13 protein-coding genes are annotated in these 12,350 nt (G+C 61.5%); 10 read left to right on the forward strand and 3 right to left on the reverse strand.

What is annotated here, in order from left to right; genetic code table 11:
• Positions 1 to 41: 41 nt before the first annotated feature.
• The 4 genes from PspCFBP13509_RS00520 to PspCFBP13509_RS00535 all read left to right on the forward strand — a co-directional run bounded on the left by PspCFBP13509_RS00520 (position 42) and on the right by PspCFBP13509_RS00535 (position 5,579).
• Positions 42 to 1,667 (forward strand): 5-guanidino-2-oxopentanoate decarboxylase, encoded by a 1,626-nt coding sequence (locus PspCFBP13509_RS00520; protein ID WP_137211425.1) that lies wholly within the window; start codon positions 42 to 44, stop codon positions 1,665 to 1,667.
• On the forward strand, positions 1,664 to 3,106 hold the full coding sequence (locus PspCFBP13509_RS00525) for an aldehyde dehydrogenase family protein (RefSeq protein WP_065928196.1): 1,443 nt from the start codon (positions 1,664 to 1,666) through the stop codon (positions 3,104 to 3,106). Before PspCFBP13509_RS00520 ends, PspCFBP13509_RS00525 begins: the two co-directional genes overlap by 4 nt.
• 212 nt (positions 3,107 to 3,318) lie before the next feature.
• On the forward strand, positions 3,319 to 4,506 hold the full coding sequence (locus PspCFBP13509_RS00530) for a cyanate transporter (RefSeq protein WP_137211426.1): 1,188 nt from the start codon (positions 3,319 to 3,321) through the stop codon (positions 4,504 to 4,506).
• 137 nt (positions 4,507 to 4,643) lie between these two features.
• Positions 4,644 to 5,579: a LysR family transcriptional regulator gene (locus PspCFBP13509_RS00535; protein WP_137211427.1), complete on the forward strand. Its 936-nt coding sequence runs from the start codon at positions 4,644 to 4,646 to the stop codon at positions 5,577 to 5,579.
• Positions 5,580 to 5,594: 15 nt separating this feature from the next.
• Here PspCFBP13509_RS00535 and PspCFBP13509_RS00540 read toward each other — a convergent pair whose 3' ends face one another.
• Entirely contained in the window at positions 5,595 to 5,957 is a 363-nt protein-coding gene (locus PspCFBP13509_RS00540; protein WP_065928199.1) for a 5-carboxymethyl-2-hydroxymuconate Delta-isomerase, read from the reverse strand.
• A 55-nt stretch (positions 5,958 to 6,012) separates the two neighbouring features.
• Positions 6,013 to 6,936: a LysR substrate-binding domain-containing protein gene (locus tag PspCFBP13509_RS00545; protein ID WP_065928200.1), complete on the reverse strand. Its 924-nt coding sequence runs from the start codon at positions 6,934 to 6,936 to the stop codon at positions 6,013 to 6,015.
• 127 nt (positions 6,937 to 7,063) lie between these two features.
• On the opposite strand from PspCFBP13509_RS00545, the gene PspCFBP13509_RS00550 reads away from it, so the two are divergent.
• Both PspCFBP13509_RS00550 and PspCFBP13509_RS00555 read left to right on the forward strand, forming a co-directional pair.
• Complete coding sequence (locus tag PspCFBP13509_RS00550) at positions 7,064 to 7,243, forward strand: hypothetical protein (protein WP_137211428.1); 180 nt, start codon at positions 7,064 to 7,066, stop codon at positions 7,241 to 7,243.
• An 82-nt stretch (positions 7,244 to 7,325) separates the two neighbouring features.
• Positions 7,326 to 7,823, forward strand: a complete 498-nt coding sequence (locus PspCFBP13509_RS00555) for a hypothetical protein (RefSeq protein WP_137211429.1) — start codon at positions 7,326 to 7,328, stop codon at positions 7,821 to 7,823.
• Here PspCFBP13509_RS00555 and PspCFBP13509_RS31470 read toward each other — a convergent pair whose 3' ends face one another.
• The gene (locus PspCFBP13509_RS31470) at positions 7,824 to 7,967 is read right to left on the reverse strand and encodes a hypothetical protein (RefSeq protein WP_162844254.1); all 144 of its coding nucleotides are present in this window, start codon (positions 7,965 to 7,967) and stop codon (positions 7,824 to 7,826) included.
• A 195-nt stretch (positions 7,968 to 8,162) separates the two neighbouring features.
• Between PspCFBP13509_RS31470 and tcuC the strand changes: the two genes are divergently transcribed.
• The 4 genes from tcuC to PspCFBP13509_RS00575 all read left to right on the forward strand — a co-directional run bounded on the left by tcuC (position 8,163) and on the right by PspCFBP13509_RS00575 (position 12,343).
• Entirely contained in the window at positions 8,163 to 9,467 is a 1,305-nt protein-coding gene (gene tcuC, locus PspCFBP13509_RS00560) for an MFS transporter (protein ID WP_065928204.1), read from the forward strand.
• On the forward strand, positions 9,467 to 10,225 hold the full coding sequence (locus PspCFBP13509_RS00565) for a substrate-binding domain-containing protein (RefSeq protein WP_065928205.1): 759 nt from the start codon (positions 9,467 to 9,469) through the stop codon (positions 10,223 to 10,225). Before tcuC ends, PspCFBP13509_RS00565 begins: the two co-directional genes overlap by 1 nt.
• Before the next feature lie 340 nt (positions 10,226 to 10,565).
• Positions 10,566 to 11,408: a DUF6216 family protein gene (locus tag PspCFBP13509_RS00570; RefSeq protein ID WP_137211430.1), complete on the forward strand. Its 843-nt coding sequence runs from the start codon at positions 10,566 to 10,568 to the stop codon at positions 11,406 to 11,408.
• Between the two features lie 44 nt (positions 11,409 to 11,452).
• Positions 11,453 to 12,343, forward strand: a complete 891-nt coding sequence (locus PspCFBP13509_RS00575) for a hypothetical protein (RefSeq protein ID WP_242001044.1) — start codon at positions 11,453 to 11,455, stop codon at positions 12,341 to 12,343.
• The last annotated feature ends 7 nt before the right edge of the window (positions 12,344 to 12,350 follow it).

Raw genomic sequence — 12,350 nt, forward strand, 5'->3', positions numbered from 1 at the left:
CGTTCCAATACCGCCACGAATCCATAACAAGAGCGACACCTATGGCGACCTGTGGCGAAGTATTGGTCAACCTCCTGGAAAGCTACGGCGTGGACCAGGTGTTTGGTATTCCCGGCGTGCACACCGTGGAGCTGTATCGCGGCCTGGCCCGCTCGAGCATCCGCCACGTCACCCCACGCCACGAACAGGGCGCCGGCTTTATGGCCGACGGCTATGCGCGTACCAGCGGCAAACCGGGCGTGTGTTTCATCATCACCGGCCCCGGCATGACCAATATCACCACGGCCATGGGCCAGGCCTATGCCGACTCGATCCCGATGCTGGTGATTTCCAGCGTGCAATCGCGCAGCCAGTTGGGCGGCGGGCGCGGCAAACTGCATGAGCTGCCGAACCAGGGCGCGATGATGGCCGGCGTGGCGGCGTTCTCCCATACCTTGATGTCGGCAGCGGAGTTGCCCGCCGTGCTGGCGCGGGCGTTTGCGTTGTTCCAGGCCGGCAGGCCGCGCCCGGTGCATATCGAGATTCCATTGGATGTGCTGGTGGAAAACGCCGATGCACTGCTCGGCAGTCAACCGGTCAGCATCGCCCGTGCCGGTGCGGCACCGGCGGCGGTCAAGCAGATGAGCCAGTTGCTCGCCGCCGCCAAACGCCCGCTGATCCTGGTCGGTGGCGGCGCGATTGAGGCGGCCGCCGAATTGACCCGCCTGGCCGAAGCCCTCGGCGCGCCGGTGGCCCTGACCATCAATGCGAAGGGCATGCTGCCTTCCGAGCATCCGCTGCTGATCGGCTCGACTCAGTCCCTGGTCGCTACCCGCGCGCTGGTGGCCGAGGCCGATGTGGTGCTGGCCATCGGCACCGAGCTGGCCGAGACCGACTACGACGTGACCTTCGCCGGTGGCTTCGAGATACCCGGTGCGCTGCTGCGCGTCGATATCGACCCCGACCAGACCGTGCGCAACTACCCGCCGCATCTCGCCTTGGTGGCCGACGCAAGGATCGCCGCCGATGCCTTGCTGGCCGACTTGAACCGCACGCCGCTGGGCCCCCGCCACATCGACTGGGGCGCTCAGCGCGTCGCCCGGTTGTGGGCCGAACTGGCCCCCACCTGGGACGCCGCCACCCGCGCGCAAACCCTGTTCCTCAATACGGTGCTGGAGGCACTGCCGGGCGCCGTGCTGGTGGGCGATTCGACCCAACCGGTGTACAGCGGCAACCTGACCCTGAACCTCGATCACCCGCGCCGCTGGTTCAATTCCTCCACCGGCTACGGCACCTTGGGCTACGCCCTGCCGGCCGCCATCGGCGCCTGGTTGGGCCGTGGCGATGGGCAACCGGTGGTGTGTTTGATCGGTGACGGCGGGCTGCAATTCACCCTGCCGGAACTGGCCAGCGCAGTGGAAGCGCGCACGCCGATCATCGTGCTGCTGTGGAATAACCAGGGATATGAAGAGATCAAGAAATACATGCTCAACCGCGCCATCGAACCGGTCGGCGTAGACATCTACACCCCGGATTTTATCGGCGTGGCCAAGGCCCTCGGCAGTGCTGCCGACAGCGCTCACAGCGTTGCACAGCTGCGCAACGCCTTGCGCGCCGCCGCCGATCGCCCGGGGCCGACGCTGATTGAGATCGACCAGGACCTATGGATGCAGGAGCCAGCGGTATGAGCGCAGTAATGAACGGTGTGTATATCGACGGCGCATGGCGTGCCGGCCATGACGTGCTGGAGGTGATCAACCCGGCCACCGAGGCGACCCTGGCCCGTGTCAGCGTCGGCGATGGGCAGGCCGTGACCGAGGCCGTGGATGCAGCCAGCGCGGCCTTTATCGACTGGTCGAAAAGTAGCGGCCGTGATCGCGCCAGCCTGCTGCGCAAAATCGCCCAAGGCGTCAGCGCGCAGCGCGAACAGTTGATGCACCTGCAATCGAGCAACAACGGCAAGCCGCTGTTTGAAGCCGGCATCGATGTGGACGACGTGATCGCCACGTTCGAGTACTACGCCGGTATCGCCGACGACATGGACGCCGGCCAGGACCGCCCGGTGGCGCTGCCCAGCGATGACTTCAGCGCGCGCCTGCGCCGTGAGCCGTGCGGCGTGGTGGGGTTGATCGTGCCGTGGAATTTCCCGATGGTCACCACCGCCTGGAAACTCGCCCCGGCCCTTGCCGCCGGTTGCTGCGTGGTGCTCAAGCCCTCGGAAGTCACGCCCTTGGCGGAGTTGCAGTTGGCGCAAATCATCGCTGACGCGGGGTGCCCGGCGGGGGTGTTCAACCTGGTCTGCGGCACCGGCTTGGCCGTTGGTGCACCGCTGGCGGCAGACCGTCGCGTGGCGAAGATTTCCTTCACCGGCAGCAACGCCGTGGGGGTGCAGGTGATGCAACGTGCAGCGGAAACCATCAAGGGCGTGAGCCTGGAATTAGGCGGTAAATCTTCGCTGCTGGTACTGGCGGATGCCGACCTCGACCTGGCGGTGGAGCTGGCGTGTGGCGGTGGTTTTTTCAACGCCGGGCAAATGTGTTCCGCCACCAGCCGCGTGCTGGTGGCCGACAGCCTGGCGGATGAATTCCTGCAACGCTTGCAGGCACGGGCTGAAGCAATTCGCGTCGCCGACCCATTTGCCGACGACGTGGAAATGGGCGCGTTGATCAACCGCGTGCAGTATCAGCGGGTGCTGGGGCATATCCAACGGGGCATTGAGGCTGGCGCGCGATTGGTGTGTGGCGGCGAACGCCCGGCGAACCTGGCGAAGGGCTACTTCATTCGCCCAACCGTGTTTACCGACGTGCCATTGGACAGTGCATTGTGGAACGAAGAAATCTTCGGCCCGGTGCTGTGTGTACGACCTTTTGCCACTGAGGAAGAGGCCATTGCCCTGGCCAACGACAGCGATTTCGGCCTGGTGGCCAGCGTGGTCAGCCGTAGCGTCGAGACCACCGAACGCGTGGCGAATGCCTTGCAGGCCGGGTTGGTGTGGATCAACGCACCGCAGGTGATCTTCCCGCAGACGGCGTGGGGTGGTTACAAGCAGAGCAGTATCGGCCGTGAGCTGGGGCCGTGGGGCCTGGCGGCGTTTCAGGAGATCAAACATGTGATCCGGTCTATCTGACGACGCAGAACAAATATGGGAGGGAGCTTGCACCTAATGCCAGTCAGTTAAGGAGGAACACTGTAACTGTGGTGAGCGGGCTTGCCCGCTCTCACACTTTGACTTGCGGTGTTTCAGTTAACCGCAATTTTTAGATAGCCCCTGCGACTTTCTCATTTGCCCCCCTCCCCCATGCGTGGCCTGATTCGCCCTTGTTCATTCAAGGCAGGCCCATGGAAAACGTTCAGGCAAAACCCACCACCGCCGTGTGGCTGATGATCAGCGTCGTGCTGGTCGCCCTTAACCTGCGGCCGTCGATGGCCGCCGTGGGGCCGTTGTTGTCGTCGATTCGCGGCGAGGTGCCGTTGAGTTTCAGCAGCGCGGCGTTGCTGACCATGTTGCCGGTCATGGCCATGGGCCTGGCGATGTTCTTTGGCATGGGCCTGGCCAAGCGCGTTGGCGAGCACCGCAGCATTGTGCTGTCACTGCTGGTGATTGGCGTGGCGACGTTGTCGCGGCTGTTCCTGGATTCGGCTCTGGAATTGATCGTCAGCGCGATTGCCGCCGGTGTGGGCATCGCCATGATCCAGGCGTTGATGCCGGCGCTGATCAAGTCGCGGTTCAGCGAAAACGTGTCGTTGTTCATGGGCCTCTACGTCACCGCTATCATGGGCGGCGCGGCGCTGGCGGCAGCGTTCTCCCCCTTCGTGCAGGTGCAGACCGGCAGCTGGCGCATCGGCCTGGCGATCTGGGCGTTTCTGGCGTTACTGGCCCTGGTGTTCTGGTACGCCCAGCGCTCGGTGTTGCCACCGTTGCCCCAAGCCGCCGCCGGCCCTCAGGAATCGTTTTTCGGCAACGGCCGCGCCTGGTTGCTGGCGATCTTTTTCGGCCTCGGTACGGCGTCCTACACCTGCGTGCTGGCGTGGCTGGCGCCGTACTACGTGGAGCAAGGCTGGAGCGAACAGAATGCCGGTTTGTTGCTGGGTTTCCTGACCGCGATGGAGGTGGTGTCCGGCCTGGTCGCGCCGGCCATCGCCAACCGCCGCCGGGATAAACGCGGGGTGGTGGCGGTGTTGCTGGGGCTGATCATCCTCGGGTTCTGCGGCCTGATCCTCAGCCCGCAACACCTCAGTTTGCTGTGGCCGTGCCTGCTGGGGCTGGGTATCGGCGGGTTGTTCCCGATGAGCCTGATCCTGTCCCTCGACCACCTCGACAACCCGCGTCGCGCGGGGAGCCTTACCGCATTCGTGCAGGGCATCGGCTACCTGATTGCCGGCCTGTCGCCGCTGATCGCCGGGATGATCCGTGACCAGCTGGGCAGCTTCGAATGGGCCTGGTGGTCGTTGACGGCGGTGGTCGTGGTGATGCTGCTGATCGTCACGCGCTTCAACCCAAGGCATTACGCACAACATATTCGCTGACGTCGTGTTGCAAACAGTATTTGTCCCACGCAAAACATTGAAACGCCCTACAGAGCTTTCTATTGGCACGGCCGTTCCGTTAAGCTTTCGCGCTGTCTTGTACTGACTTCGGTACATGGGGTTTACGGACGAAACCGATGTTAAACAGTAACTTGCTCAGAAAACTCGATATGCAGGACTTGATGGTGTTTATCGCCGTCTATGACCAGAGCAGCGTTACCGACGTGTCAGAAACGCTGTTCGTCAGCCAGTCCACCGTGAGCTACAGCCTGAAGAAACTGCGGACCAGTTTTGAAGACGAGCTGTTTATCAACACGCGGGCGGGCATGCGGCCTACGTACAAGGCCACCACCATGTACGCCCATGTGCAGAAGATCCTCGAAAGCATCAACCTGTGCCATGCCGGTGGCCAGGCCTTCGACCCGACCCAGAAGGCCGTGACCTTCAATGTCTGCGCGCCGGAGTACTTCGAACAACTGATCCTGCCGCGCCTGTTGAAGCATTTCGACCGCGCCGACCTGCCGGTGATCGTCAATGTGCAGAAACTGGAAGCCGACATCCCCGCCGACGACCTGCGCGAGGGCCGTCTGGATCTGGTGATCTGCTTCGGACCGCACTTTCACCGCGCCCATAAAGACTTCAAGACCCAGATGCTGCTGGAGGACGATCTGGTGTGCGTCTTCGATAAACGCTCGGCACCGCGCGAGCCGGCATTCAGCCTGCAATCGTTCGTCGAGCGGCGCCACGTGTTCCCCACGCCATGGACCTCCGACACCAACATGATCGACGGCTGGCTGGCGCGCCAGGCCCAAAAGCGCCAGGTGATCGCCCGCGCCAACAGCTACAGCGCGGCGCTGAAGATGATCACCGGCACCGACTTCATCGTCACCCTGCCGCGCCGCGTGCAGAAACTGCTGGCACCGGCAACGGTGTTCGGCCACTGCGAGGCCCCCAACGGATTGCCGGGGTTCACCCTGGATATGCAGTGGAATGAAAGCAGTGAACAGGACAGTGCCAATACCTGGTTTCGTGAACAGGTGGTGAAGGTGTGTGCGGATCAGGGATTACTCTAACTTCTGTGGCGAGGATTAGCCGATGGCGACTTTGCTGTAGGAGTCGCGATCCATGTCGACCAGCTGGACGCTGAGCTGAACCTGTAGATCCGCCGGCCAGTCGCCCAGATCCTGCAACGCTGCCAGCAGGCTTTGCGACAATTGTTGCTTGACCTGCGGCGACCGCCCGCTGAGCAGTGACAGCTTCACCGCGATGAAACCGCGTGGGTTGAGGGAGGTGCCCACCTGAAAACTCTCGAGCTTCACAGCGCGGCTTTTGATATCGAACTCGGAACCGAACTGCCCGGACGCCATCAGCACATTGTTGAGCCGCAACAGGGTTTTCTCGACGGCCAGGCTTGTCAGGTTGGCGGTGTATTCCAAGTGCAGGTGTGGCATGGATGACTCCGAGTCATTCGTAGGAAAGTCTGTAGATATAGCACGGATAAAAGCCTCAGGCCTTGTTCGCCTGACCTCGATCGCTCATGAACGCTTCCAGCCGCGAACGCACCCAGCGTTCGGCCGGGTCGGTGTCCACATGACTGAGCCAGACCATGGACAAATCCAGGGTCGGCGTCTCGAACGGAAACGGCTCGCAGAACAGGTTGCCCGACACCGCCATGGCCTCGGCCGTGTAGTCCGGCAGGCTGGCAATCAAGTCGGTCCCGGCCAGCAGCGCGGGCAATGCGCTGTATTGCGGCACCGACAACACCACATGGCGCTTGCGGCCGATTTCCGCCAGCCACTCATCGGCAAACCCGGACACGTTGGCGGTGTGGGACACCAGCACATGGGGGCGCGAGCAATATTCATCGAGGGTCAGCGGGGTGTCCGAGGCATCGGCGCGCAGCAGTCGCGGACGAATGTGGCGCAGCAACTTGCGCTTGGCATTCGCCGGCAGGCCACGGGTCTGGGTGATGCCGACGGTAATATCGCCGGACGCCAGCAGATCGGGAATCCGCCAATAGTCCACGTGCTGCACCACGAACACCACCTGCGGCGCTTCCTGGCGCAAGGCGCGCAGCAACGGTGGCAACAGGCCGAACTCGACGTCGTCGGACAGTCCGATGCGAAAGGTCATGGTGCTGACGGACGGGTCGAAATCGTGGGTCAGGCTCAAGGCCGACGACAGTGAGTCCAGGGCGGGCGACAGGTGCTGGATGATTTCCTCGGCGCGCGCGGTAGGTTCCATGCGATGGCCGACGCGAATGAACAGCGGGTCGTTGAACAAGGTACGCAGACGGTTGAGGGCCGAACTGATGGTCGGCTGGCCGAGAAACAGCTTCTCGGCCACTCGCGTCACATTGCGCTCGAGCATCAGTGCTTCGAAGACCACCATCAGGTTGATGTCGGCCTTGCGTAATTCATTGCGATTCATCGGCGCCTGCCCCTAGCCCAAGACAAGCCGCAGTTTAGAAAGCCGGGCCGGCCGCGTCTATGTGCACACTGTTCATCACGCGGCTTTGGGACTATAAACAGCGCTCGAACGTCGCAGGAACACTACCGTGCTGGTCATTTTTGGCCTGCCCATTCTGGTGGCCGGGTTCTGCCTCTGGCTTATCCGCTTTGTCACCCGCCCCACCGTCCGCACCTTATTGCGGGTGTTTGTCGGCCTGTGCCTGTCGGCAGTGGTGGCGTACCTGATGCTGGCTTCGGGTTTTCCTGTTTCGTTGCTGGTTTCATAGCCCCCTCTTTGAACTGGATGCTATTGCCTTGATAAACATCCGCAACATCGCACTACCGCTGTTACTGGCCGGATGTACCGCCATGACGCCCTACAAGGCACCGCTCGAAGGCCCGCGAGCACAGCTCAAAAGTGAGTTGAGCACCCACGCCAGCTACAACGAATGGCTGTCTGTCAGCGTTTCGACGGATCATGAATGCCTGCAAGGCAGGGTGGGAACGCCGAGTAAGGAAACCGCACTGTTTGCGGTGCACGGCAGTACTTCGCGCCCCGACAGTTACGTGGACATCGCCGCCGACCAACCGCTGCACTTGATCGTGTCGGGCCTGGCAAGCGCCGGCCGGCGCTGTGTGATTGAGTTCAACACCCAGTTCGCCGCCCAAGAGCGCTACTTGCTCAAAGGCGGGATTGCCGACGCCGACAGTGGGTGGTGTCGCGTTAAGGTGATCAATGCCGATACCGGCGCCGCGCTGGCGGAATTCGAAACCCCGACCCAGGTAACACCCGCCCCCACGGAGAGCCCTTCGTGGAGGCAGTTCATGGCCCGTCAAGGGTGCTTTTTAGCCCCGGCCGAACATTGATCAGGGCTTGAGCGGACGCTCCTGATCCCGCTCGGACAGCTCAGTGCCGTCGTCCGGGTGCTTCCAGGTCTGGGGTTTTTCCTCTTCATGTCGCCGGGGTTGCTCATGCTCCGGCTCATCTTGGCGCTTCGGTTCATTGCCCATAGCCATCTCCCTTCCGTAAGAATGGGTCATACCTTCCAGCATAGAACAGAGCGGGATCTTTGAAAGGCGCGCAAATTCATAACCAACAGACATTAATCAATCCATATTTTTCACTTTTCATTTCTAAATGTGTCAGCCACTATCCTCGGTCTTACGCGAAACAAGCACTTAAAAGAACGCTGGAGACACAAAACCATGACTAGCCCTTCCCGGCCCGATTCTGCCCGTTCGAAAGTAGGTGCGGTATTCCGCGTTACTTCGGGCAACTTCCTTGAACAGTTCGACTTCTTTCTGTTCGGCTTCTACGCCACCTACATTGCTGCCGCGTTCTTCCCTGCCGCCAATGAATTTGCCTCATTAATGATGACCTTCGCCGTGTTCGGCGCGGGCTTCCTGATGCGCCCACTGGGCGCCATCATCCTCGGCGCTTATATCGATGACGTCGGTCGCCGCAAAGGGTTGATCGTGACCTTGTCGATCATGGCCAGCGGCACGCTGTTGATCGTGCTGGTGCCGGGTTATCACACCATTGGCCTGTGGGCGCCGCTGCTGGTGCTGCTGGGTCGCCTGTTGCAAGGTTTCTCGGCCGGCGCGGAGCTGGGCGGTGTGTCGGTATACCTGTCTGAAATGGCCACCCCAGGCCGCAAGGGGTTCTACACCAGCTGGCAATCCGGCAGCCAACAGATCTCCATCGTGGTCGCCGCCGCCCTGGGCTATGGCTTGAACGTGTGGATGGAACCAGCGGTGGTTGCCGACTGGGGCTGGCGCATTCCGTTCGCCATTGGTTGCGTGATCATCCCGTTCATCTTTGTGCTGCGCCGTAACCTGCAGGAAACCGAAGAATTCGCCAACCGCAAGCATCGCCCGACCATGCGCGAGGTGCTGGCCACACTGGTGAAAAACTGGACCGTGGTCATCGGCGGCATGCTGATGGTGGCCATGACCACCACCGCGTTCTACCTGATCACCGTGTACGCGCCGACCTTCGGCAAGACCGTGCTGCAACTGAGCACCTCCGACGCGCTGCTGGTGACCTTGCTGGTGGCGGTGTCGAACTTTGTCTGGCTGCCGATCGGCGGCACCCTGAGCGACCGCTTCGGCCGCAAGCCGGTGCTGATCGCCATGACCGCGTTGACGGTGCTCACGGCTTATCCGGCACTGTCCTACGTGGTGAATGCACCGAGCTTCGCCCATATGCTGGAGACGCTGCTGTGGTTCTCGTTCCTGTACGGCATGTACAACGGCGCGATGATCCCGGCGCTCACGGAAATCATGCCGGTGGAAGTGCGCGTGGCGGGCTTCTCCCTGGCCTACAGCCTGGCGACCGCGATCTTCGGTGGGTTTACCCCGGCGATCTCCACCTGGTTCATCCACATCACCGAAGACAAGGCCTCGCCGGCCTACTGGATGATGTTCGCTGCGTTGTGCGCGCTGTGTTCGACCCTGGCGCTGTATCGTCGCGCCAACGCACGCGGGCAGGTGATGCAGGGGGCGGCGTGATGGGGCCTTTGTTCAAGACCCTGACGGCCCTGGCCCTCGGTGCCCTGGCGCTGACGGCCCAGGCCGAGGAACTCAAGGTGATGACCTCCGGTGGCTTCACCGCCGCCTATAAACTGCTGGGCCCGCAATACGCGCAGTACAGCGGCGACACCCTCGACACCGTCCTCGGCCCCTCCATGGGCAAGGCGCCGGAAGCGATTCCCAACCGTCTGGCCCGTGGCGAACATGCCGACGTGGTGATCATGGTCGGCTATGCCCTGGATGACTTGATCAAACAAGGCAAGGTCGACCCGGCGTCCCGCGTGGAACTGGCGGATTCGCGCATCGGCCTGGTGGTGAAGGCAGGTGCGACCAAACCCGCGATCGGCACCGATGCCGAGCTCAAGGCCGTACTGAGCAAGGCCAAGTCCGTGGCGTATTCGGACAGCGCCAGCGGTGTGTATGTCGAGAAAGAGCTGTTCAAGAAGCTCGGCATGCCCGCCAAAGGCACCATGATCGAACGCCTCCCGGTGGCCGAACAGGTCGCCAAGGGCGATTACGAAGTGGGCTTGCAGCAGGTGGCGGAGTTATTGCCGGTGGCGGGTGTGACGTACGTCGGCAAGATCCCGGAAGACGTGCAATCGGTGACGCGCTTTGCGGCGGGCATTCCGGTCAATGCCGAACACCCTGCGCAGGCCAGGGCGCTGTTGCAGTTCCTGGCCTCGCCCCAGGCACAACCGGTGGTGCAATCCACCGGCCTGGACTCGGTGGCGCGCTGACCGAAACGGTATCTCCCGCGCCCACCGCTCCAATTCCAGCGCCGCTGGCGGCAAAGTCCGCCCGCGGCGCTTGTTCCTTCAAGCCCCCATCGCAATGGTGACGTTGCCCATGCGCATGGACGCGACGTTGCTGGTGCCCATCGTGAATAGCGGGATGTAGAGCAATATCGTACAAGCGCCAGTGGGAAGCTATGGAGTAGAACTGCCAGAAAAACTGCCGCTGAGGCTTAGCCTGTTTCCGAGAGGCCAGTCAGTTGCTTCTTGTTTTTCCTGACGTAAAGACACGGTTGCTCGGGTTCCCTAGAATCCCGCGTTCGACTCTATGACTAAGGACCCAGGCATGGCCGAACCGATCGTAAAAAGCACACCGCTGACCTGGTATGTGGAGCATTTCGCCTTCTTCAGCGGGGCTTTCACCTTTCTCGCTATCGCGGGGCTGTTGATATTTATCTACCGGCGCTCTGGATCGCTGCTGTTTCTACGGGATTGGATATGGCGGTTTTTTGGTGGCAAAACGCGCTTCGAAACAGACCGTTTTGAACGCATGCGCAAGGACTTGCGCGAGCTGGAATATTATCGCTATGAATTCAACATCCCCGCCAATACGCTGCGCGAGGCCGACTTGGCTGAGGATTGGATGTACAGCAATGACTTCACCCCACGCGACTTCGGTCGCGTGAAGCGCTACATCGAGTGGAGCGACTTTACAGCACTGAGCTTCATCACCAAGCGGTTCGCACAGTGGCGTATCAACTGCTTTTTCTTTCTTGCTATCGCGCTTCTGGCGGGCGTAGCCATTGCGGTTCCGCTGATTGAATCCAAGTATCTGATGGTGTCCCTCAAAAACGCCCCGGATGCCCCCTCGTTCTATTTATCGGAAGATAACGTGAAGTTCGGTATCTGGTCTGACACCGTCCTCAAGGTCGAGCACTGTCGCTCGTCCGAGTCGCTCCAGGCGTTCCTGCGCCCAGGATTACCGGAAGATAAACTCGACATCATTTGCTCATTCTTCCTCGACAAGACCTACAACAAATACGTACGAGAAGGCCTGGGCCAACAACGCGGGCTGCTGTTCTCGCTGGTGCTCGTGTCGATGGCATGGATGATTTACCTGGTGATCCTGATCGCGCGAATGGAAGTCGCCCGCAAACTCTATAAACAATGGCAGGCCAACCAGCCTTGAAAAAACAAGTGCCTGCTAGCCGCCCCTTTTCGACTGAGAGTTCAATGAGCAAGGCATCTGACAGAAAAACGCTTCACCGCGCGCTGAAATGGGCGGCCTGCCTGGTGGGCCTGCCTTGCCTCGCCGCGCTGGGTTTCTTCACCTGGCAAAGCTTCTACCCGGTGAGCGCCGCTGCCGGCTGGAGCGTTCAGGTCGTACACCGCGACGTGCCAAAAGCCGCCTCGCTGATGCCGTTGCCGGACGGCGCGCTGATGGTCAGCCTGGAGCTCGACGACGCCAAGGGCAGCATCGTGCGCATTCATCCGGACGGAACACGCGAAGTGGTGGTGGGCAACCTGTCCAAACCCGACGGTATGTTCGCCACCCGTGGCGGCTGGGTGTTCAGCCAAGAAGCACTCGACTCCCCCGTCAGCTTCCTCAAGGACGGTACCGTCACCGAATTGTTCAGGGGCGAAAACGTGCAAGGCCTGTGGGACGACGGTGACTACCTCTATGCCATGGAGGACCGTCGCGACGAGGGGCGCATCCTGCGTTATCGCTGGAGCGACCAGACCTTAAGCGTCGTTCGCAAAGGCCTCGACGAGGGCGAATCGATCATCCGCTGCACCGATGGCCGCATGCTCTACACGAAGAAGAAAGAAGGCATGGTCCGTGAGCTGACCGAAGACGGCAGCGACCCGGTGGTACTGGCCAAGCTGAACCAGCCGACCTTTTTGATGTGCGATGAGCGCGGGTTATGGATCAACGAAGACGCCACCCACCGCGCGCGGTTGTTGCTGATCGATAAACAGGGGCGCCAGCAGACGATTTTGTCGTTCTTGAAGGCGCCACAGTCGATTGTGCCGACCGGGCATGGGACTTATCTGCTGGCCGAAGGTGGGCGTGATCGCGTGCTGGAGCTGACCCCGCCCCAGCCCGTTATCGCGCAGGAATAAGCGCGCT

The organism is Pseudomonas sp. CFBP13509, from assembly GCF_005233485.1.
Classification (GTDB): Bacteria; Pseudomonadota; Gammaproteobacteria; order Pseudomonadales; family Pseudomonadaceae; genus Aquipseudomonas; species Aquipseudomonas marginalis.